Genomic DNA, 22,412 nt, shown 5'->3' with positions numbered 1-22,412 from the left:
CCTTTCGACGCGGAGGCTGGGCCGGAGCGACGACCCTTTCGACGCGGAGGCTGGGCCGGAGCGACGACCCTTTCGACGCGGAGGCTGGGCCGGAGCGACGACCCTTTCGACGCGGAGGCTGGGCCGGAGCGGTTTACATGACGTTCATGCCAAATTTGGCTATGACCTCAGACCTTCGGATCACTTGGGTAAGTCAGCTTAGCGCCCGAAACCCGGCCATTCGGGGCAATTGTAGAAGAGCCCCAAAACCGCAGCTTGAATACGTTCGAAAGGAGAGTGGCTTCGCTCCTAAGGTTTGTCGTTCGGATCGCCTCTGACGCAGCTGAAAGCGGAGGTTTGGATCGAATGGTGTAGTAGATTGAAGCGTGCCCAAGTCTCTACTCAATCAAGAACTACCGCCCATTACGAGAGAGTCGCGCCACACCCAACCACACTCGAGCTTATCAAGAGCACCATTGCGGTAATGCACCTTCACCCATCGGCCTTTGATGGACTCGACGAATACGCCCTCGTTTTCAGCTAGTCGCCACCGCAGTTCAGCCTGTCCGTTCGGATCGGTGCGCACATTGGCGAAGCTGGCCCTTACGACAGCGCGAGGAAGCGCCTCGATAGCGTCGATGCGTTCCGCCTCGGCATCCATCACCTGCGAGATTGCGTCGATCATGTTGTGTGTCGCGGCATCCCGCGCGCTATCATCATCGGTGTAATCTGCCCCCTGAACCATCTGCCAGACGGCAAAAAGGATCAAGAGCAATTGGATCAGACCCATCGTGCGAACTTCGTCGCCAGTGTTGCTAACGAGCCGTTCGAAAATGCTTTCGGCAAGTTCATCCTGATTGTCAGGTAGGGACGCGAGTTCGTCTTCTTCGTAGATCGCGCGGGCGTATGCCTCAATGGTGACCCGATCCATGTTCGCAAAACCGCTGACGATGGCGGATTGGTTTTGGCGAAGTGCCTCAGTCACCGTCGACCACGGGCGCATTACTTCGTTCAACTGATTAGCCAGCCGCTGCGATGCGCTGGTGATCGCAGTCAGGTTGTCGACGTTCTGCTTCTGCCAGCTGATCGTAGGCGCAATCATCGCCTGGTAAGTATTTTGGAGTTCCTGCACCCGCTGTGCGATTCCTGTGAGTGCAGGCAAACGCACTTGTTCCATTAGCTTGCTCATGGTGCCCGTCACGGCGTCCATGCGCTCTTGATAGCCTTTTAGCGCGTCTTGCACGACAGAATACGCGGGACTTTTGAGCGCATCGAGATAGGCAGGTTGAGCCGCGCGGATCCCTTTCGCCAATTTCAAAGCATCCGACTGCTCATAGAGCCTTGCAGTTTCGAGAATCCCTGATTGCTTAAGGAACAGGTTGTCGCGCTCCATACGACGACGCTCGGCTTCCAAAAACCTGTCGACTGAATTTACCATCCGTCGAAGATGGGGACTTTTGTTTTTGATCTCAATCCATAGCCGACCAAATCGGTCGCGCTGAAGCGAAGCTGATCTCCGACGACTTTCAAGACTGATCTCCAAGAGTTGAGGCTGCCAACCTCGATAGACATCCGGCATCAAGCCTTGAGGAAAGGGCATCGCGTCGAAGTAAGTCTTCAGTTAGGTGAGGATGGAACTTCTCGAACAACAGGTTCGATGAATGAGCAAACAGGTCCATCTCTTTGCCATCTGCCAGAGCTGAAAGGGCATCGATCAACTGCGGGCTTTCGTCTTTTCTGAACACTTCCAGAAACCCGTCGTGTGTCTGCACGGTAAAGCAGTTCGCACGAAGAGCGAGTGCCAAGGTCGTTGTCCGAACCGAGCCCGTTTTGGTCGCTATGACAGCAGCGTTGTCGCTGAGCTGCGCAATCCTTCCGGGGTCAAATTTCAGCTGGGTGTAGTTGCTGCGTGCCTCGTCGAGTAGCTCCAGCGCAGTCGCATCAAGATAGATCGGGCGCTTTTGGCCTTCTAGAACATCGAACATTCGCTCGATCACCCGGTCATGGATGTTGCCAGGGTCGCCCCCAAAGATGGGCGGCACTCCCGCTTTCGCCGGTGCAGCCAGGATGACACGATCCCGGTCGAGAACTTCTTGCACCAGCCAGCGCCTGCCCGAAAAAATGAGAAGCATTCCGGGAGCAATCATGTTGTCGATGGGGAGCGTTCCAAGCTCCCTACCGCCGGAAATCAGCCGGTATTCCTCGGGTGTCTGGAACACGGCATAGAAGCTGTAATGCTCGACCAATTTCTCGCCCATTGCACCGAGCAGCAGCAGTCCATCACTGGCTTGCTCGATGAGCGCAGTCTCGGGATGTCCGAGCGCCCGCAAAACATCCAGGAACAGCTGTGTATCGACCTGACGGAATGGTCCGATCTGGCAGAGAATCCTGTAGAGTTGCTGCGCACGTATTCCGCCTCGCTCGGCGATCACCGATAGGATTTGGTGAACGAGGGTCGAAAGGTGAAGGGCCTCGCGTTGTGGCGGTTCACACCAGCCTTCCAAAAGCAATTCGATCATCGCTATGGCCCGCACCATCCCAAGGCGAAGACGGTCCGAGAAATTGCTCGTCGGCGTAAGCTTTGCCTCGACTGCGTATTGTCGAAGGATGGCTGGCTTGCCCGGTCGCCGTCCTGATCGGCCAAGCCTTTGCCTGAGCGATGCGACGCTGAACGGTGCGCCAATCTGGCCGACACAGGTCACATCGCCAATATCAATTCCCAGTTCCAGCGTGGAAGTGCAGATGGCAGTCGTCGGCGCAATAGCATCTTTCATGCGACGTTCGATGAAGTCTCGATGCTCGCGCGATAGGCTGGCGTGGTGAGGGTAAAACTCTTGTGGCAGGTGTTCCTTTTCGCAAAGTGCGCGCAACCGATCTGAGTAGATTTCAACTGCCTGACGCGCACCGCCAAAGACAAGATTGTCCCTGCCTCTCAGGTGTTCGAATAGGTGCTGCGCAATGGCATCCGTCGCTGAAGGGCCTTCATCTTCCTTGTCACCAGCAACGTAGCCACGGAGCTGAAGCTGCAATTCGGCTGATCCGCCCTCGGCAACGACCTGTTCGACTTCATTTGGATTGTCAGGACGAAGATAGGCCTTCGCCAGTTCCATATCTCCGAGTGTGGCCGACAAACCAACCCGGCGAATAGGTCTATTGAGAGCAATTTCGAGGCGCGTGAGAAGCGAGCGCATCTGGATTCCGCGCTCGCTGTCGAGGACCGAATGCAATTCATCGAGAATGACTGCGCGCGTTGCGCCGAACAGCCTTGGAATCTCCAATCCGCGTCTAATGAATAGCGCCTCAAGTGACTCTGGGGTGATTAGGAGCACGCCCCTCGGTCGCTTGGTGGCCTTAATCTTTACCGATGACGAAACGTCGCCATGCCACGGCGTGATGGGCAAGTCTGTATCGCGACAAATGTCTCCAAGTCGCCGCGCCTGATCGGTGATGAGCGCTTTCAGCGGTGCGACATACAGAACATCAAATCCGTAGTCCTCACAGGGCTCATCGAGCACCTGGGACAGTAGCGGGAGAAATGCGGCTTCGGTCTTGCCTCCGGCGGTGCTGGCAGCGACAATCAGGTCACGATTGCCGTCCATAAGCACGTGAGTTGCGCGCGCCTGAATATCGCGCAATTCCTTCCAGCCTTGCTGACGTATCCATTTCTGGATTGGTCGAGCCAGCTTGTCGAATGCCGTGCTCACAGTCGGAAGCTGGCTAGCTCGTCGCTCTCGGGAACAGCGCCAACGCTCTCATCCACGTCGCTCATGTCGTCACCAGAATCCTCCACCACGTCGAGTTCTTCGATGAGGTCTGACCATTCGACGCCGGGGTTTTGCTCGAGCACCGCCAGAAGATTCACGAATGCCGTGACCGTGTTCCGGGGGGTTCTGAAATAGGCTTCCCCGATCCTGCCCGAACAGTGTGCCATAAACGCTTCCAAGGCGTTGTCTGGCAGGATTGTTTCATCGCCCTGCATAACGGCGCGAATTTTGTCCAGGAGCACGAACAAATCTTCGGGCGTAAGGCTGGCTAGTCGAATGACCGGCCCGGAGAGATCGACCAGTCCCTCACGCGCAAAGGTGTTTTCTGTGAGGCGAGATTGGAGGGCCTCATAGCTGTAGAGGCCGCGCCGCGTATTCATGAGGAATTCCGGCGTTCCTCCCATGAGGAACCCAAGGTTCTCCGCGCTCCCTTGCAGAACGTCGTTCAGAATGCGCAGGATTTGCTCATAGTTGGCATTGCGGGCTTGCGATGAAGTCAGCTTGTAGAGGTTGACCATTTCGTCGAGGCCAATGAGCAAGCCCCTGTAGCCCGCTTCACAGACGAATGCCGACATCAGTTTGAGGTGGTCGTAGACGCTTGCGTCATTGACGATGGTGCGAACACCGAGAGCCTTGCGAGCATCGGTTTTGGTAGCAAATTCGCCACGTAGCCATCGGATTGCTGCCGATTTCAGCTCTTCATCGCCGGTTTCGTGTCCCTGCCAATACCGGCGGATCACCTGCGCGAAGTCGAAGCCTCCGGTCAGCTCCTCGAAATGGGCAAGGCGCTGGCGAATGATGTCATCTGTCGACTGTTCTTGCGCCTCGGCATCGTGTTGGGCCTGACTGACAAAGCGTTCGACAACATTCGACAATGCACCACCATCGGGCTTGGTGCGGGTGGCAAGGTTTCGCGCCATCTCTGCGTAGAGGCCCCGTGCTTGCCCGCCGGTCGCGTGGATGCGTCGATCCGGGGCAAGGTCGGCAAACATGACGACCAGTCCCTTTTCGAGCGCTACAAGCCGGATCAGGTTCATGAAGAAGGTCTTACCGGAGCCATATTCGCCGATGATGAAACGAATGGCTGAACCGCCATCGGCGATCCGATCCATGTCCTTGACGAGTTCCTCGATCTCACGCGCTCGTCCGACCTGGATGTGCCGAAGCCCCAATTTGGGAACAACACCGGCGCGTAGCGCCTGAACGATGGCGTCGCGTTCGCGAGGTTTTAGTCTCGACATGAATTAATCCCCCTTCGCCATCTCGGCTCTCAACGTATCGGCTATGTCCGGCGATACGTCATATCCGTCATATTCATCGAGCAATGCTTCATCGAATTTATCGAATGCCCACTCGTTGACCACCTCAAGCGCGCCAGATGGCATGAGGCCTTGCTTACCAACGATCTCCTCAAACTCGTCGTCGGTCCAGTGTTCGCGCTGGATTATCTGCTCCACAAGCATTGCGTGCTTTGGATCGAGACCAGCCATTGAGGAAGAAAGAGCGTGCTCTGCAATGACTTCATCGCTCACGTCTTCGTCGGTCGAAAAAATCTCGCCCAGAACGCTTGAAACGCGCTCGGTGTCATCTCGAATAGCGGCAATACGCGCTCTATCGAGCGAAGCAACTTTGGCTTTTGGTTCATCCGGTATTTGTTCGCCGGGTGCTTCCGCTTCAGCGGCCTTAACGCGAACCGGGCCGTCTAGCACGTCGCCAGCATGGAGGTCGGCGTAAACGAGGCCAGCATCGATCCCGAGAGCCTTGTAGATCTTCTCGATGCAAGCCACTTCTTCAGACTGAATCACGCTGTCAGCGTGGGCTATCGCGACAACTGCCGCGCGCAGTGCTAGATGATGCTCAGTGTCCGCATCTTTCAGCTTGCTGCGCAGCCATGACATGTCTGGCGGAACATCGAGATACCATTCGAGGTTGGCGTGGAGACGCTTTCTTTCAAGTTCACTCAGGCCGCTAACAGCGTCGATCTTTTCACGGAGTGCTCTGCGTTCGGCTTCAACAATTTTGCTGTCGGCGTGTGCGACGAATGTCGCCAGCGCTAGTTCAAACAATTCGGTTAGATAGGCCGGCGAGACGTCTTCAAGCTGTTCGACCGGCTCGCCGAGTTCGAAGATCACAACAGGTTCGTCGATCTTCGGTCCGCGCAGCGAGAATCTTGGGTCTGGAGCCAGACCGAATCCGATACGGGCGAGTGCATCCGCTGCGCCAATCAGGTTCCGCTTGCCGAGCTTCTCCGGCGTTTCGCCTTCCAGGCGCGAGATCACATCAAGTGCTGGGACCAACCCACCTGCGGCTACTTGTTCGCGCGCCCAGTCCTTGAGTTCTTCCAACTCTTCTGACGGGAACAGACCCCAAAGCTCAGCAGGTAACAGCGCCTGTGCTTCAATGCTCCCACGGCTATCTTGGTTTCGTCCAAGAAATCGGCTGAATTTGTCGAGCTCATCCATAGCATCATCGGCTATCTTCTGCGCCTTCTGCACCGGCGACCGCAAATCAGTCACGTCGGGGATTTGAGCTTTTCGGCCGCTTTTCGCGCTTAGGTTAACCGAGCAGGTGAATTCACTGGAGGCGGCGCGATACGTCATAGTCAGCATTTTCCGAGGCGCTCGCACTTTCAAGCCATCGGGATGCAGCGCTCCGAACTTAAGTTTAAAGAGTGCTCGGAACTCTTCGTCACATCGCTCGGCAGGCGTGCGGAGGCGGCGTTCTGGATGACACAGCAACCACAGGAGCACCCATTCTGAGTCCAAGGCTTCGCCTTCGGAAATTATTCCTCCAAGGGCGAGCTTCAACAATATGGGCAAATCCCAACTGCGGTTCTCCAAAATTGCCTGCTTGAGGGTGGGGTCGTCAGTCGAAAAGCCACCCATTGCCGCCGCGCGGGCGATGTTGAGGAATTCACCGAGATACCTTTGTGCGGAATGGTTGTGAGAGAAGAGGGTCTTGAGGCGTTCAACCTCCGCCACGATTTCCTGTTTCTCATCTTCAGTAGGCTGTTCGACCAGATACCGCCGCTCCAATCCATAAAAGAAAAGGAACATGTAGCCCGGGTCGATCGTCCCGTCTTGCCGCCCACCCGCCAGCCAATCGAGATAAGTGGCTCTGCAAACGGCGGGGATGCTCGAATAGCCCGGCCAGTATGGCATATTAACGCCATTCCTGTCCGATCCGACCTGCGCAACGGACAACGATGGATCGATGTAGGCTCGACAGCTCTCGCCCAAATGGGTTGAGCCGATGCGAGGCGGTTTGCCGACGTAGACCATCCCATCGATCGTGCGACCCGCGATAGTAACGAGCTGCCCTCTAGGCACCCACCCTTGGTGACGGCCTTGCGATCTATCCGGTGAATCTCGCGTTGGGGTCTTTGCTTGACGCGAAAGCTCCTCTTCTTGATCCGACCGACCCAGTAGTTCTGCAGATCGGCGCACTGCTTCCGCTGCAGTTTGTGCTACCTTTCCGAAGTCGGGATCAAACTGACCTGGTTGATCCGGTCCCGAATTCGTAGACGCTCTAACCTTGCGCGAAAACGCGCGGGATCGCAGCTTTTCAGGGCCGGTCGTCTCCGCCACTCGCGCACTTCGACGTTTTTCATACCACCAGACAAATGCAATGGGCGCGAAAAGTGCGAAAAATACCTCAAGCGCATCGGGAAGACTGTCCAATGCAATTGCCGCGATTATGACACAAGCAATGAAAGAGACGACATAAAGTCCGATAATGCGGATGATTTTCCAGACAATCGACATATGCACTGCCTGCCATTTTGCGAATGAGAGGTCACGCGGATTTTCTAGTTGTAGAGCTATCCCTGACAGCGGACTTTGGCGTCAACCATCGCTTTAAGAGCGGGGAGGCGACTGGCCGCTTGCCTATATTAAAACGCTGAAACTAAACGCACCGTTGTCGGTGCAGATTTCGCCTATTAGGCCCCACCTTGCTGTTATCAGGTTTCAGGCTCCGCAGTCCGTCGCGCTGATTGCTGGAATTGGGGTGGAAAGCGGGCGTTCAACGGTCGGCAGATTCTGATGCTGTTGGCTGTCGAACATGAGTTACTGCGCTTTGCTCGCACGCGCCGAAAGCTTGGTAGTTTGAGCGAGCAACCGACAATGATAGCGCGCCATTCGGCCCTCCTCTCACTGCGTCTGCATCGTGGTCGTCTTGGCCGTCATCCTCCCAAAAGCAAACTGGGCAAATGTCGAAACCGCCCCGCTCGCTGAGCGTGAGGTTGAAACAGCACGGGCACTGGTGCGGTTCTTCCCCCGCCGACTTGTAGACATTCTCGAATTTCATTTCTCGGAGATCGCACTTCTACCAAACGACCCCAATGGGGTCGTTAGCCGAATGTCGGTTGTCGTCGTAACGACACCTGAAAGCAGACCGACTGCAAACGGCCCAATTCGAGACGTCTTGAGAAGCTACCGCCAAGCTGAGCTCAGCGGATGGCTTTGGTCCAGCCGTCTTGCAACCCTTATGTTATGGTCTGTGACGCCAAGCAAACCGAGATGACCATTTGCACACGAATTTTCCTCGAGATAATTTCTCTTTATGGAAAGCCGCTGGAATTGCGTTTCGCCGATCATTATTTTTCGATATTTCGTTTCTTTATGTATTAACTACCCCTATATAATACTTTCAATCTGACAATGTAAAAAACAGGTGATGAGACACCAGCCTCCAAGTTATTTCGCCGCATCCATTTCGATGCCCGAAGATCTCCAAGATCTAAATAACCATTTGCGGGCGTTGCGGTCGTCCTTGCTCGCAGAGTCAGCGGCAAGATGCTTCGCCGAATCGGAGTGCGCGACACACTTTTACAAATTTTCGCCCCTGAACCTGGATCCAGTCGGCGTTGATCCAGCGAATGAACAAGCGGTAGAACGCTATTTGCGGGGCATCGTAGCTCCACCGCGTTTTGCGATGCTTGGCGCAATGTGGGAAGACCTCTCGCTATTGGATTTCGAAATCGCAGCGTCGGATCTCTCCACGCTGCACGAGACCAGCCCGACTATAGGCGAAGCGGCGCTCCGGCTGGATATTCGAGGCATCTGGCGATTGGCCGCGTCCGCGGGCGGACCGGTTACAGCAGTCCTAGAAACATTAGTCCCTCAGCTACTGACGATAGCTGCGCTCGGTCATGTTTTTCACTACGCTCAAGCGCTCGCAGCACAGTTGCATACGCCGACCGGCTTTCCGGCGTTAGACCGGATAGACTACGACACCTCGGCCCAAGCACCCAAGGTCGGGACAGTATGTAAGGCGTTCTCAGAAAATTTCGACTTAATTGATCTTCTGATCGCGGCATATACGCCGTCAGGGCAGCTTGGCGATGTAGACGGCTACTGCGAGGGGCCGGGCTGCGATGCAAAAACTACTCGCATCTTTCGAAAGTGTGGCTTGCTCCATCGGGGAAAGAAGGAGCTGAAGCAGTTCACGAGAGCTCACGGCAGCGGACTCGAGGACTATCTAGACCGCAACATTGAAAGCTTGTCGCGCCTTCGAAACGGACTTGCTCCCACAATCGATCAACTCAAGTCCGGTTTTCACTACAATACGGCCCTAGGCAATATTGGCAGGACATCCCCAGCAGTTCTACTATACTTGGTGATCGAGCAGGCAGTGTCTTGGCTTGTGGCTCCGATCGTTGAAGGTCAAGACGAAGACAAGAAGATCAGAACGAAGCCGAAAAATGAATGGCCGCCAGATTTGATGGCGCGCCTTTCGGCTCGTCCCGCTTCAAGCGGAATAGCCACTTTAGCATGCAATCGGCCCTTGCATGCAGGCACGAGGCCTATGATCGACAACTTGTTCGCCGCTTACCGCTTCGCGATACTAGGGGATAACGAGGCTACCCCTACGAAATTCCGTAAACTCACATTCCAAAATCCTGGCGCTCAGCAGTGCCATGATCGCAAGCGCTTTAGCGGCGAGAAGGAAGGCCCGGCCAACTTCAGGAAGATAATGGAACAGTTTCGTGTCGATATGGAGAGTGGAAGAAATATCGACACACAAGCCAAACGCGACGCCGGCAAAATTCGCGACAGCCTCACGGGTCTGCCAAGCGACGCCGAACTGGCTCTTCGCTTCATACCACAAGCTTTTTCCCTATATATATGAAGACTTTGTCTAAGAGAAGTTATGGGTAGGTCCCAAATCGCCTGAACCGCAATCCGCCAAGGTTCGCGGATGGAACCTGAAACAAATATCGGAGACAAACACCCGCAGGCGGCTGTGCGTCGTAATCTCCTCGACAACAACGAACCACTCTCGCCGGGGGTCGGTCCAGTTGTCAAGTCTGCCACAAAATCTCGAGCGCCGGCCAACCTACACACCCGATCCAGCAGTTGCGAGACAGCAACCGGACGGAAGACCGTCACCGATCTGCCGACGGAACTGCCTATTCTGGACGGCGAAGCGGACCTCGTTTTCCGGATGCTTCAGCATCGGATTCATGATATGTTCTCGACTGATTAGAATTAGAGGAGATCTCTAGTGGCTCAGAGAATTCGCGCATTCGGCTACGTTCGCGTCAGCGTCGACGACGAAGGTCCGAACAACGCCAGCATCGCAGCGCAGACCCGAGCCATCGAGGAATTTGCCGAACGAAACGGCATCGAGATCGTTGAGATATTTTCCGAGCCAAACGTGTCCGGACGTAAGTTGGCTCGTAAGCAGTTCGATCGTATGATGGGTCTTGCGACGTCTCCATCGCGTCCGGTCCAACAGATTCTCGTGTTCAACCTTTCGCGCTTCGCTCGGCGGCTGCTGACGCAGGTAGTTAGCGAGCACAAACTCGCCGAAGCGCAGATTGAGCTCGTTTCGCTTACTGAAAACTTCGGCCAAGATGCGACCGGACGGATGATCCGCTCAATCGTAGCCCTCATGAACGAGAAATACGCGCAGGACGCCTCGCTCTTCACTCGACGGGACCGCCGCGGCAATGCCCGTTCCGGCTACTGGAATGGCGGGCCCGTTCCGTTCGGCTATCGCTCTGAAACCGTGGCGATCGAAGGCAAGAAGGAGCGCAAGAAGCTCTTCATCGTCGAGGAGGAAGCGATCGTCGTGCGCGAGATCTTCGATCTGGCCAGTCGTGGATTAAGTGGGCAACCGATGGGCACCCGAGCAATAGCGGCGCATCTAAACGAGCAAGGATATTCCCTCCGCGGCCGGAAGTTTTCACACGGAAATCTCGACGGCATTCTCACTCGCGAGCACTATGCAGGCTTTTACCGAGATAGCACAGCGGACGATCAAGGTATCAGGCCCTCCCACGGTGACGCCATCGTCGTGGCCTGCCCGCAGATCGTCGATCCAGTCCTTATCGCCTCGGTGGCAGCCCGGCGAGCAAAGGCCGCGCCGCGAGTCACGGCTCCGCGCCTCACCAACTCGCCGACGCTGCTCACCGCCGTCGCGAAATGCGGATCTCCGACCTGCGGCTGCGGGTTGACGATCCGCACCGCGAAGGGCGGACGATACAAATACTATACCTGCAACGCCCGCGCGTCCCGCGGCGCCTCTGCCTGTGACACGAAGGCGATCCGCGACGAAGTCCTTGATCCAATTGTGATCGAGACTTTGCTCCAACGGGTCCTACTCCCCGAGAGACTCAAGGTGTTAGTGTCGCATGTGATCGAAGTGTCCGACGTCGCCAACAAGCGCCGCGAAGCCGATCTTAAGCGCGTGCGCTCAGCGCGCATCGAGTCCGAGAAGCGCCTTCGCAACCTCTACGAACTGGTTGAGAATGGGCTCGAGAAGCCGAGCGATCGACATTTCGCCAAGCGCCTGTCCGAGCGAAAAAACGAAGTGGCGCAGTTGGATGCCACTGAGCGCAGTCTTGAGATCCAGCTAAATGATCACCGCGAGAAGATCGACGAAGCTTTCGTTGAAAAGTTCGGCAAGGTTCTGGTTCAGGAAATCCGCAACGGAACTCCTGGAAATCGGCGTGCATGGGTGCATCTGTTCGTCCAGCAGGTTTCTATAACCAACGACGAAATCGTGATCATGGGGACGAAGGCTGCGCTCGAAAGCGCCTTAATATCCGGCGCAAAACGAGGCACCGCACTGGTGCCCAGTTTTGACCGGGAGTGGTGCCGCTTAGGTGACTCGAACACCTGACCCCATCATTACGAATGATGTGCTCTACCAACTGAGCTAAAGCGGCACATTCTCTACGCAAAAGAGAAGTGGAGGCCCGAGCCGGAATCGAACCGGCGTGCAAGGATTTGCAGTCCTCTGCGTAACCACTCCGCCATCGGGCCTCGCCCGGCCTATCGGCACGGGAAGCGGCCCACTAGCGATTCTGGGTCAGCTTTGCAATCGCCTTACGTAACGTCGCACTGGACGCGGACGAAAACACTGGCAAATACGGTGCATGAGTATTGCCAGACTGACCGATCCGGTGTCCGCCAATGGCGGCAGGACCCGCTTTGAAAATCTTGATCACTGGATGCAGGGGCGTACGCTGTACGGCGGTGCTTCTGCCCTGATCGCTTATACCGCCGTCATTCGCGCATTCGCCGATCTGCCACCGCTGAGATCCGCTCAGATCGCATTCGTGGCACCGACCGGGCCCGAAATAGAGCTCAAGCGTGAAATCGTAAGGCAGGGACGCAATGTCGCGCAGGTACGCAGCGAAATCTGGTGCGAGGGCCAACGTACCTTAACTGCGTTCTGGCTGTTCGGCACGGAGCGCGAGTCGAATGCCGAACATGCTGCCGCGCAGCTTGCGGACTGGCCTGGGCCGCCAGAAGACGCCGAGATCACGATGACAGACAAAGGTCCCGCATTTATCCAGAACAACTTCGAGTTACGGCGCGGCCAGGAATTGACCGGTCCTGGGGAGCCGGTTGTTCGCCGATGGGCCCGGCTCGCTGAGAAAGAAGACCTCGATCCGATTAGTGAATTGATCCTGCTCGGAGATGTACTGCCCCCTGGTGCGATGCGGGCGATGAAGCGGCAGGGCCCGCTCAGTTCGATCAACTGGTCTTTCAATCTGCTTACCACCAGCCCCGAGACGCGGGATGGGTGGTGGCTATCCGAGAACGCCAGCCAGCACGCAGCCGGCGGATATTCGTCGGAGCGCCTGCGTTTATGGAATACCGATGGTAAGCAAGTTCTCGACGGCATGCAGTGTGTCGCCATTTTCGGGTAAATTAACGTGCTCAGGAAGGACCCTAGATTGAGCCTCGCCCCAGATCAGCGAACATTGGTTCTAGCAGGAGCCATTCTTTTCCTGCTCGGCCTCTTGGAGGGAGCGATCGTGCAAAGCTTCACCAATGCGAGGATGGCGCCTTCCGCTCATCTCACTGCTGTGCAGAGCGCCTTGGCCATGATGCTCGCGGGATTGCTTTGGACGTCGACACGTCTTCCCGGAAATGCCTCAACATTGGGCAAGTGGGCCATTATTATCGGAATGTTTGCGCTTTGGGTTGGGCTTACCGGCGCAGCGATAACTGGCGCCAGCAGCGTCCTTCCCATTGCGGGTGCTGGTTATCGTGCTAGCCCGTTTGCACAGATGCTGGTCGCGTTTGCCGTGCTCGGCGGAAGCTTTCTGCTGACCATCGGATGGTCGATCTTTGTCTGGGGTTTGCTCCGCGCAAACCGCGCTTAACTGCTGGCGCGAGGAATAAGTGCTCAAGAGTCGGTGAATTTGGGCGCACGCTTCTGCATGCCCGCCATCACCGCCTCTATCTGGTTGGGGGTTCGCATCACGGCAGCCTGCTCTTGGCTCTCGGCCAGCAGGATTTCGTCGCCGGACTTCTCCAGCATCGCTTCCGTTAGACGTTTCGCTCCACGAATGGCGTCGGGGTTACGACTTGCGATTTCGTTCGCGATATCATTCGCCTTGCCCAGCGGATCCTCGGTTACGTGGGTTGCCAGGCCAAGGGCCTGGGCCTCGGCGCCAGAAAACTCACGATTGGTGTAAACCAACTCGCGAAGGACATCATCTCGCACCAGACCGCGCCACAAGCGATACCCGCCCATGTCGGGCACGAGACCCCACTTCAATTCCATGATCGCCAGGCGTGTAGCTGGATGCACGACCCGGATGTCAGCACCGCTCGCGATCTGCAGACCGCCGCCGAAACACACGCCGTGTATTGCTGCCACGACCGGGACAGGGCACTTCCGCCAAGTCATGGCAACTTCCTGAAAGATATTGGCATTGTCGTGCGTGCGCGCTGTCAGAGGAGCGCGATCACCGTCATGCGTAGCTGTGAAACTCGACACATCGAGCCCGGCGCAAAAGGCCCTGCCCTCCCCTGCGAGGACGACAGCGCGTAGACCTTTCATAGACCGCAACCGATTACCCGTCTCGATAATCGCCTCGAATTGTGCGGGATCGAGTGCATTCATCTTGTCGGGCCGATTGAAACGCACCTGGGCAACGCCATTTTCGGCCAAATCGATAGTCACCCGCTCAGTGGTCATGCCTGTGTCCTTCAACGTGCGTGTTCCGCCAGAAATTTTTTGATGTTGCGCGCTGCCTGCCGGATACGCTGTTCGTTTTCGACCATCGCGATCCGGACGAAACCCTCGCCCTCTTCGCCATAGCCCACCCCAGCAGCGACCGCGACGCCAGCATGCTCCAGCAATTGTTTGGAAAATTCGAGGCTGCCCATGTGCTTGAATCCCGGGGGAAGAGGCGCCCAGGCAAACATGCTCGCAGCCGGGACGGGAATGTCCCAACCAGCGCGCCCGAAGCTTTCTACCATGACATCGCGGCGGTGCTGATAGCGCTGCCGGTTTTGTTCCACTATGTCCTGCGGGCCATTAAGTGCAGCGCAAGCCGCGGCCTGGATGGGCGTGAATGCGCCATAATCGAGGTAACTCTTCACGCGGGTCAGCGCGGCAATCAGTTTTGCATTGCCGACTGCGAATCCCATGCGCCATCCGGCCATGGAATAGGTCTTGGACATCGACGTGAACTCGACTGCCACATCCTTGGCGCCTTTTGCCTGGAGGATCGAGGGTGTGGGCTTGCCGTCGTAGTAAAGCTCTGAATAGGCGAGGTCGGAAAGCACCCAGACATTGTTTTCCTTGGCCCAGTCCACGACACGCTGGTAAAATGCAGCATCGACAACTTCCGCAGTGGGATTGCTGGGATAGTTTACCACCAGAACGGTTGGCCGTGGGACGGTATAAGCCATCGCGCTGTCGAGCGCCTGCCAGTAGCGTTCGTCGGGCGTGGTCGGGACGGAACGAATGGTGGCGCCAGCGATGATGAAGCCAAAGGTGTGGATGGGATAGCTGGGACTGGGTGCGAGGATCACGTCACCCGGCGCCGTAATAGCGGTGGCCATCGAAGAAAGTCCTTCCTTCGAACCCATCGTGACCACGACTTCGCAGTCTGGGTCCAGCTCCACCCCAAAGCGGGACTGATAATAATTCGCCTGGGCTTTCCTGAGCCCAGGGATGCCCTTTGACTGCGAATATCCGTGGGCGCTCGGCTTCTGGGCGACTTCGCACAGCTTGTCGACGATGTGCTGCGGCGGGGGATGATCGGGGTTGCCCATCCCCAGGTCGATTATGTCACGCCCAGCTTGCCGCGCCGCGTGCCGCATCGCGTTCACCTCTGCAATCACATAAGGAGGCAGGCGTTTGATGCGGTAAAATTCGTCGGACATTTAGGCTCCGTTGCGCGTAGTTAGAGTCATACTGATTACCTATTCGGGCCTCACACGCAAAGGTGCTCGCTCTTGCGAGCCAGAGAATTATCGTAGAGACCTATCAAGTGCTGCTTCGCGCCTGAAGGGGAGAGACATGGCCGAGACACCCGATCCGTTCACCAACCTCTATGAACAGCCCGCAAAATTGATGCGCGCCCTCTTCGCCCCGATGACAGGCGCAATGGATCCGGCGGCCATGACGGGAAACCAGTCAATGGGGCCGGAAGATATGCAGGCCTGGGCCGAATCAAGTGCGCAATTGCAGGCATTATGGGCGCAATTCCAGGCTGAGCAGATGAGCAATCCGCAAGCCTTGGTGCCCTATTTCGATCCCTCACGCTGGATCGCTCTGGCGAGCGACTGGTACAAGCAGATGCCGATCGCCCAGGCGGAACAGCAGCAGGCCCTGTGGGACGAGGGAATGAAACTTTGGTCCGATGTGCTGGGCCAGTATGGGTTGGGGCCAAAAGCAACGGATAGTGCCACCGACGATGTAGAACTTCCCCGGAAAGACCGGCGGTTCGCGGATGAGAAGTGGCGCGCGCATCCCGCTTATGCGCTCATCCATCAAACCTATCTCTTTCTAGCTGAGCGAATGGAGCAGATGGCGGACGACATCACCGGCCTCAGCCCCCAGCAACGCGAGCAGTTGCGCTTCACCACCAGGGCACTCACGGAGGCGGCGAGTCCCGCCAATTTCCCCCTCCTCAACCCCGTAGTAATGGAGCGCACGCTCGAAACCCACGGTCAGAATCTGGTAAAAGGCATGGAGCACCTTCTGGCCGACACGCGACGCGGCCAGCTTAGCCATTCCGACGCGGATGCATTCACTCTGGGTGAAAATATCGCCACGACGCCCGGCAAGGTGGTTTATGAGACACCGCTCTATCAGCTTATCCAATACAACCCCAGCACAGACGAAGTGCTGTCCACGCCGCTGGTAATCTTTCCACCGTGGATCAACCGCTTCTACATACTCGACCTCAATGAGAAGAAGAGCTTCGTCAAATGGGCGGTCGAACAGGGTGTGACCGTCTTCATGGTCAGTTGGAAATCAGCTGACGCAAGCATGAAAGATGTGGTCTGGGACGATTATGTCAAAGCGCAGATCGATGCGATCGATCAAATTCGCGAACGTCTCGATGTGCCGCGCGTACATACGATCGGTTACTGCGTCGCTGGCACCACCCTCGCCGCGACGCTCGCACTCCTTCACCGCCGCAGCGAAGAACATCGCGTGAAAAGCGCGACTTTCTTCACAGCGCAAGTCGATTTCGAGAAGGCTGGCGAACTGCTGAACTTTGTGGATGACCAGCAACTGGGTACGGTCAAGGCGCTTTCTCCAGATGGTTATCTGGATGGTCGCTACATGGCGGCGACATTCAATCTCCTTCGCGGCACCGATCTGATCTGGAATTATGTCGTCAACAACTACCTGCTCGGTGAGGAGTATCCTGCATTCGATTTGCTCCATTGGAACGGGGACGTCACCAATCTGCCCGCCAAGTGGCATCAACAATATCTACGTGACCTCTACCGGGATAATTTGCTGGTGAAGGCCGATGCGCTCAGCATCGACGGCACCTCGATAGATCTCGGTTTGGTCGAGACACCCACTTACGTCCAGGCAGGGAAAGAGGACCATATCGCACCGGCCGAAAGTGTCTGGAGGATGACAGAGCAATTCTCCGGGCCGGTCAAATTTATCCTCGCAGGGTCGGGCCATATTGCCGGTGTGGTTAATCCCCCGTCATCTGGAAAATACCAGTATTGGACTACCGACGCAGAGCCCCGCACGCTCGCCGACTTTCGCGAGACGGCCGAGGAGCACCCCGGCAGTTGGTGGCCCGACTGGATTGAATGGCTGCGCAGTCAGGACGCGACAACCGTACCCGCTACCGGGAAACGCAAGCCGGGCAGCAAAGGTGATAAAACCATCGAAGATGCGCCGGGGCGGTATGTCATAACCCGGTAGACCGCTGTTCTCCAGGCGGGGAACGTCGGAAGATCAGCTTGTTGAAGCACGTGCCCGTTGCCGGGTTCAGGCGACTCGAGCTTTATCGACTGGAATGAAACGAACCCGGCCATTGTGCACTGCACAATTTTCTTGACTTTGCTGCCGCCATGCCTATTTTGTGCAGTGCAACAAAGACGAGGTTATTCCGATGGCCGAAGATCAGGACAAGAGCGCCGCTGCGACTGAAAAAGCTTACAACGACGCCGTCGACAAAGCTGTTACGGCGAATGCCAAAACCGTTGGCAAGGCGGTGGAAGCGAAAAGCTCCGGTCCGGTGGAAGTCGATGCAGTAGCGAAAGCAGTTGCCGCTCCTGCGAGTTCCACTTCGGGTCAGACTAAAACCAGACCTGCGGACGCGCCCAAGACGCTTTCCAAAAAGAAAGCTTCTTCCCGGAAGAGCGGTTCAAAGAAGGCGGTCAAGCCTTCTGCTCCAGAAACCTCCCCCCCCTCGATTACCAAGTTAAAGGAAACCATCATGGCCAATGCCAAACCAGAAAAAACCGCTGATTACGCAGCCACCGCAAAGGATATGGCTGATGAAATGCAAAGCCGCGCCAAGGCCGCCTATGAAAAAAGCACCGAGATGACCAAAGAAGCTGTCGAGTTCCAGAAAGGCAATCTCGAAGCCCTCGTCGAAAGCGGCAAGATCTTGGCTTCGGGCATGCAGGACATGGGACGTGCTTATGTCGAAGAGGCGAAGTCTGCCGCCGACACCGTACAGGGCGACGTAAAGAGCATGGCTGCCGTGAAGTCGCCGACCGATCTGTTCCAGCTTCAAGGTGAGATTGCGCGTCGCAATTTCGACGCCATGGTTTCGACCGCATCGAAGAACACCGAAACCATGCTGAAGCTGGTAAACGATGCCTTCGCGCCGCTCTCCAACCGTATGAGCCTCGCTGCAGAAAAGGTCCGCACAGCGGCCTGATCAAACAAGCTTCAATACACCGGGGGCTTCTCTCCTCTCCCTTGCCCGGTGGTTGAAAAACGCGGGTCGAATGGCATTAATTGCCGTTCGGCCCGTTTCGTTTTCGACAGTCGTCCCGGTTCCTTCCCCACATCAAGATGGGATCGTGCTGGGCTGCAATCCATCAATCGAACCAAGCTGGTTTCCGCGCTTGCGATTTCGCCAGCCGATACGATATTGGCCCTGTGATGATCCACCCTTACCACCATTTTACGATAGCGGCTTCGACCGGCGACGACGATCCAGCCGAGGGTGACGGTCAGGCGAATGTCGCCACAAAAACCCGCGCCAAGCCAAAGAAGCCCAGTCAATACAAGGTATTGCTTCTGAATGACGACTACACGCCCATGGAATTCGTCGTCATCGTGCTGAAGCGCTTTTTCAGAATGGACATGGAAGAGGCCACTCGAGTCATGCTTCACGTCCATCAAAAGGGTGTCGGGGTGTGCGGGATTTTTCCGTACGAAGTTGCCGAAACGAAGGTGAACCAAGTGATGGATTTCGCTCGGCAAAACCAGCATCCTCTCCAATGTACGTTGGAAAAGGCCTGAGCCGATAGCATTCTTCGGTCACCCAGAACCCGATCCGATCGCCGAAGGGCAGGAAAGTGTCTGGGACTACCCGCGTCCGGCAATCGCCGAACCTTCAGATCGGCATATCGTGATCCGTCACAATGGCGAGACGCTTGCAGAAACCCGCAAGGCATGGCGCACCTTGGAAACGAGCCATCCGCCGACTTATTATTTGCCGCCCGAGGATGTAGCTACCGAATTTCTCGCCCCAAATCCGCATCGATCGCTCTGCGAATGGAAAGGCCAAGCAAGATATTGGGACGTTGTCTTGAGTGACGAGCGCATCCAAGCTGCTTGCTGGTGCTACCCCGACCCGGCTACGGCTTTTAGACCAATCGCGGGCTATTATGCCTTCTATCCTTCACCGTTCGACGAATGCTTGGTTGACGGGGAAAGAGCGCTCCCACAGCCTGGTGGCTTTTACGGCGGATGGATTACCAGTCGTGAAGCAGGGCCGTTCAAGGGCGTACCAGGTAGCCGATACTGGTAAGACATGACGCGCGCCTATTTTCGCGCTAGGGCCTCGGCCCACACGACCCACAGGCCGGAAACCGAGTGTTCAATTTCATTCCCGCAATCGACCGCTACATCTTTCGGCTAGTTATCGTGCCGATGCTCGGCGTCTTTGCGCTCGCCGCCTCTCTTCTCGTGCTCGACAAGATGTTGCGTCTCCTCGATTTTGTCGCAGTCGAGGGCGGTCCCGTAGGGGTAGTCTTCAAGATGCTCGCCACGCTCATGCCGGAATACGCCAGCCTGGCGATCCCGCTGGGATTGCTGCTGGGTATACTGCTCGCGTTTCGTAAATTGGCGACAACCAGCGAACTCGACGTGTTTCGCGCAGTCGGTCTATCGTATGGCCGCCTCCTGCGGGTTCCTTACCTGATCACTGCTGCGCTGATGGCGGTCAACATCGCCTTGGTATTCTTTATCCAGCCGGTGAGCCGCTTCACCTACGAACGGTTGGAATACGATCTGCGATCGGGGGCGCTCGGCGCTTCGGTAAAGGTCGGTGAGTTCAATACCATCGCAGACCGCATGGCTCTCAGAATTGAAATGAGCGAGGATGACGGGCGTGAATTGAAGGGCATTTTCGCGCGTGTTGCCAACGACAAAGGTCAGGTCCTCTCGATCAGCGCAAAGTCAGGCTCCTTTCTAGCCACAACCGACGATCCCGATACGATCATCCTACGCCTTACAGATGGAACGATCGTGCAGGACACCGGGCAGCAGGATCCCAGAGTGCTGACCTTCACCCGCCATGATTTGCCAATCGATCTTCCGGCGATCGAAGAATTTCGGTCGCGCGGAGAGGATGAACGAGAATATATCCTGCCCGAATTGCTCCGTATGGGATGGGCAGATGACGAGCCCAGGAGCAAGCGCGCCGCTTCTCAGGCCAGTTTCAACTTCAGGCTCGTGGAAGTCGTGATGATGGCTCTCATGCCCTTGCTGGCAGTCGCCCTCGGCATCCCGCCCAAGCGCAGTACAAGCGCGCTCGGCGTTTTCATCTCGATCGTGATGGTCGTCGCCTATCACAAGGTAAACCAATATGGCGAAGACGTAGGTGCCTTGGGAATGGTCGATCCCCTGTTGGCCCTTTGGGTGCCGTTCCTGCTGTTCGCCTCTCTCATCCTGTGGATGTATTATCGCGTCGCGTTCGTTCCGGGCGGACAAGCGATCGGCGCGCTGGAAAACTGGTTCTCGAAAATCGCCAAACGCATCGGCAAGCTGTTCCGCAGGCGCCGCCGCGTTGTGGTTGGCGAGGAAGGCGAGGACTGATCATGCAGCTTGATTTCTTCCCGTCGCGCACGCTCACCGTCTATCTTGCCAAATTGTTCGTGGTTCGGATCCTGGCTGTCCTGGCGATGCTGGTTCTGGTGCTGATGATGCTCGATCTGCTTTCCACCAGCGGAGAGATTCTCGCCGTCCCGGGAAATGGCCAAGGCGAATTGCTGACATATGCGGGCCTCCGAATCCCTCAATTGGTCCAGCGTTTCCTTCCCTATTCGGTGCTGCTGGCTACGCTGATCACCTTGGTGACGCTGAACCAGAATTCCGAAGTAATCGCGATGAAAGCCGCAGGGCTTTCTGCTCATCAGGTGCTCGCCCCCCTTCTGCTGACGGCGCTCGTAATGGGCGGGGTCAGCTTCATCTTCAACGAACGGGTAGTCACGCGCGCGACGGCGACGCTCAAGGCATGGGATGCAGCCGATTTCGGTCCCATCCCCGAAGAATCGCAGGTTCGCGCAGATGTCTATCTGACCGATGGAACCAATATTCTCACTGCTGCTCAGTTGACGGGCAGTGGGGAGAACATCCGTATGCGGGATGTTACCTGGTATCGGCGGAGTGCTGACGGGGCAATCGTGGAGCAGATCGAAGCCGCCAGCGCACGATATGCCGGGCCGGGCTGGCAACTGGAAGATGTAACCCGCTTCGACGTCGCCAGTGCTTCTCAGCGGGAAACCGAACGCATGCTCGTCGGCACGCAACTTACGCCGGCTCAGATTGATCTGGCGAAAGTGGATCCTGATGCGGTGCCGTTCTGGGAGCTTGGTGACCAGATCTCAGCATTCGAGGAGGCTGGTCGCAGAACCGGCGAAATGCGGGCCAAATGGTGGCACAAGCTATCGGGTCCACTATCATCTTTTCTGATGCCACTTCTTGGCGCAGTGGCCGCGTTCGGTTTGGCCCGGTCGGGCGCGCTCTTCGTTCGCGCGCTGATCGGCATGGCTTTGGGTTTCGCGTATTTCGTGGTCGACAATGCCGCGCTCGCCCTCGGCAATTTCGGTAGCTATCCTCCGTTTCTTGCTGCCTGGGCCCCGTTCTTCCTGTTCGCACTTATCGGTGAGACAGTCCTCATCCGAACAGAAGAATGACCGAATGGCACATCCGCCTGGCCCGGGCCGAGGATGCGGATTACCTCCCCGCGATCGAAACCGCGGCAGGCGAATTGTTCAAAACAGTTGATGGACTGGCAGGTATTGCCGGCACTCAAGCACTTAGCGCCCCGGAACAGCGCCGGTTAATTCGCAAGGGTCATTGCCTTGTGGCGGAGAGTGCAGGCACGCTTGTGGGATTTATTTCAACCGAGCCCTTTCACCGCGAACTCGATATTCGCGAATTCTCCGTTCACCCCGACTATCAGCGTAATGGCATCGGTGCGATCCTCTTACGAGCGGCCACGATTGACGCACATAATTCCGGCTTTCGGGCGATTACGTCGACGACTTTTGCCGACGTTCCATGGAATGGGCCCTTCTATATCCGGCATGGCTTCAAAACCGTCACCGATCTAAGCGCTCATCCACGACTAGCAGCAAACATCGAGCAAGAGGTCGAGGATGGTCTACCCCGCGAACGCCGCGTCGCGATGATAAAGTTCCTCGGCCTCGACGAGAACGCCTGACTGTTTCCGCCGGAAGATGTCCA

At 56.7% G+C, this 22,412-nt stretch carries 18 protein-coding genes and 2 tRNA genes; 11 read left to right on the top strand and 9 right to left on the bottom strand.

What is annotated here, in order from left to right; all coding sequences use genetic code 11:
- Positions 1-385: 385 nt before the first annotated feature.
- The 5 genes from ACI2I1_RS14290 to ACI2I1_RS14270 form a co-directional block, all read right to left on the bottom strand.
- Positions 386-1,417, bottom strand: a complete 1,032-nt coding sequence (locus ACI2I1_RS14290; RefSeq protein ID WP_404679640.1) for an SH3 domain-containing protein — start codon at positions 1,415-1,417, stop codon at positions 386-388.
- Positions 1,418-1,505: 88 nt separating this feature from the next.
- Positions 1,506-3,683: a DEAD/DEAH box helicase gene (locus tag ACI2I1_RS14285; protein WP_404679639.1), complete on the bottom strand. Its 2,178-nt coding sequence runs from the start codon at positions 3,681-3,683 to the stop codon at positions 1,506-1,508.
- Positions 3,680-4,984, bottom strand: a complete 1,305-nt coding sequence (locus ACI2I1_RS14280) for an ATP-binding protein (RefSeq protein ID WP_404679638.1) — start codon at positions 4,982-4,984, stop codon at positions 3,680-3,682. Before ACI2I1_RS14280 ends, ACI2I1_RS14285 begins: the two co-directional genes overlap by 4 nt.
- Positions 4,985-4,987: 3 nt before the next feature.
- Entirely contained in the window at positions 4,988-7,507 is a 2,520-nt protein-coding gene (locus ACI2I1_RS14275) for a TerB N-terminal domain-containing protein (protein WP_404679637.1), read from the bottom strand.
- A gap of 259 nt (positions 7,508-7,766) precedes the next feature.
- Entirely contained in the window at positions 7,767-8,051 is a 285-nt protein-coding gene (locus ACI2I1_RS14270) for a CPCC family cysteine-rich protein (protein WP_404679636.1), read from the bottom strand.
- A 411-nt stretch (positions 8,052-8,462) separates the two neighbouring features.
- Here ACI2I1_RS14270 and ACI2I1_RS14265 point away from each other — a divergent pair, with 411 nt between their 5' ends.
- Together ACI2I1_RS14265 and ACI2I1_RS14260 are read left to right on the top strand one after the other, a co-directional pair.
- Positions 8,463-9,875, top strand: coding sequence for a hypothetical protein (locus tag ACI2I1_RS14265; protein WP_404679635.1), 1,413 nt, complete (start codon positions 8,463-8,465; stop codon positions 9,873-9,875).
- Between the two features lie 375 nt (positions 9,876-10,250).
- Positions 10,251-11,873, top strand: coding sequence for a recombinase family protein (locus ACI2I1_RS14260; protein WP_404679634.1), 1,623 nt, complete (start codon positions 10,251-10,253; stop codon positions 11,871-11,873).
- On the opposite strand, the gene ACI2I1_RS14255 is transcribed toward ACI2I1_RS14260, so the two are convergent.
- Positions 11,844-11,919: transfer RNA gene (locus tag ACI2I1_RS14255), tRNA-Thr, on the bottom strand. The genes ACI2I1_RS14260 and ACI2I1_RS14255 overlap by 30 nt on opposite strands.
- A gap of 23 nt (positions 11,920-11,942) precedes the next feature.
- Positions 11,943-12,016: transfer RNA gene (locus ACI2I1_RS14250), tRNA-Cys, on the bottom strand.
- A gap of 113 nt (positions 12,017-12,129) precedes the next feature.
- Between ACI2I1_RS14250 and ACI2I1_RS14245 the strand changes: the two genes are divergently transcribed.
- Entirely contained in the window at positions 12,130-12,909 is a 780-nt protein-coding gene (locus tag ACI2I1_RS14245; protein ID WP_404679633.1) for an acyl-CoA thioesterase, read from the top strand.
- Between the two features lie 27 nt (positions 12,910-12,936).
- Positions 12,937-13,368: a hypothetical protein gene (locus ACI2I1_RS14240; RefSeq protein WP_404679632.1), complete on the top strand. Its 432-nt coding sequence runs from the start codon at positions 12,937-12,939 to the stop codon at positions 13,366-13,368.
- A gap of 23 nt (positions 13,369-13,391) precedes the next feature.
- On the opposite strand, the gene ACI2I1_RS14235 is transcribed toward ACI2I1_RS14240, so the two are convergent.
- Both ACI2I1_RS14235 and ACI2I1_RS14230 read right to left on the bottom strand, forming a co-directional pair.
- Positions 13,392-14,189 carry a crotonase/enoyl-CoA hydratase family protein gene (locus ACI2I1_RS14235; RefSeq protein WP_404679631.1) on the bottom strand — a complete coding sequence of 266 codons (798 nt, stop codon included), beginning with the start codon at positions 14,187-14,189 and terminating at the stop codon, positions 13,392-13,394.
- An 11-nt stretch (positions 14,190-14,200) separates the two neighbouring features.
- Positions 14,201-15,385 carry an LL-diaminopimelate aminotransferase gene (locus ACI2I1_RS14230; RefSeq protein WP_404679630.1) on the bottom strand — a complete coding sequence of 395 codons (1,185 nt, stop codon included), beginning with the start codon at positions 15,383-15,385 and terminating at the stop codon, positions 14,201-14,203.
- 136 nt (positions 15,386-15,521) lie between these two features.
- On the opposite strand from ACI2I1_RS14230, the gene ACI2I1_RS14225 reads away from it, so the two are divergent.
- The 7 genes from ACI2I1_RS14225 (at position 15,522) to ACI2I1_RS14195 (ending at position 22,389) form a co-directional block, all read left to right on the top strand.
- A complete protein-coding gene (locus tag ACI2I1_RS14225) occupies positions 15,522-17,402 on the top strand; it encodes a PHA/PHB synthase family protein (protein WP_404679629.1) in 1,881 nt (626 codons plus the stop codon).
- A gap of 190 nt (positions 17,403-17,592) precedes the next feature.
- The gene (locus ACI2I1_RS14220) at positions 17,593-18,369 is read left to right on the top strand and encodes a phasin family protein (RefSeq protein ID WP_224813069.1); all 777 of its coding nucleotides are present in this window, start codon (positions 17,593-17,595) and stop codon (positions 18,367-18,369) included.
- Between the two features lie 227 nt (positions 18,370-18,596).
- Positions 18,597-18,959, top strand: a complete 363-nt coding sequence (clpS, locus tag ACI2I1_RS14215) for an ATP-dependent Clp protease adapter ClpS (RefSeq protein ID WP_221544117.1) — start codon at positions 18,597-18,599, stop codon at positions 18,957-18,959.
- 109 nt (positions 18,960-19,068) lie between these two features.
- Complete coding sequence (locus ACI2I1_RS14210; protein ID WP_404679628.1) at positions 19,069-19,470, top strand: DUF427 domain-containing protein; 402 nt, start codon at positions 19,069-19,071, stop codon at positions 19,468-19,470.
- 65 nt (positions 19,471-19,535) lie between these two features.
- Positions 19,536-20,759 carry an LptF/LptG family permease gene (locus ACI2I1_RS14205; RefSeq protein WP_404679627.1) on the top strand — a complete coding sequence of 408 codons (1,224 nt, stop codon included), beginning with the start codon at positions 19,536-19,538 and terminating at the stop codon, positions 20,757-20,759.
- Positions 20,760-20,761: 2 nt separating this feature from the next.
- Positions 20,762-21,859 (top strand): LPS export ABC transporter permease LptG, encoded by a 1,098-nt coding sequence (lptG, locus tag ACI2I1_RS14200; RefSeq protein WP_404679626.1) that lies wholly within the window; start codon positions 20,762-20,764, stop codon positions 21,857-21,859.
- Positions 21,856-22,389, top strand: coding sequence for a GNAT family N-acetyltransferase (locus tag ACI2I1_RS14195; protein ID WP_404679625.1), 534 nt, complete (start codon positions 21,856-21,858; stop codon positions 22,387-22,389). The genes lptG and ACI2I1_RS14195 overlap by 4 nt, the downstream gene beginning before the upstream one ends.
- Positions 22,390-22,412 lie beyond the last annotated feature (23 nt).

It is taken from the genome of Qipengyuania sp. NPDC077563 (genome assembly GCF_044901345.1).
In the GTDB taxonomy this organism is placed as follows: domain Bacteria; phylum Pseudomonadota; class Alphaproteobacteria; order Sphingomonadales; family Sphingomonadaceae; genus Qipengyuania; species Qipengyuania aestuarii.
The sequence above is the reverse complement of the archived record's forward strand: the minus strand, read 5'-3'. Positions and strand labels throughout refer to the sequence as shown.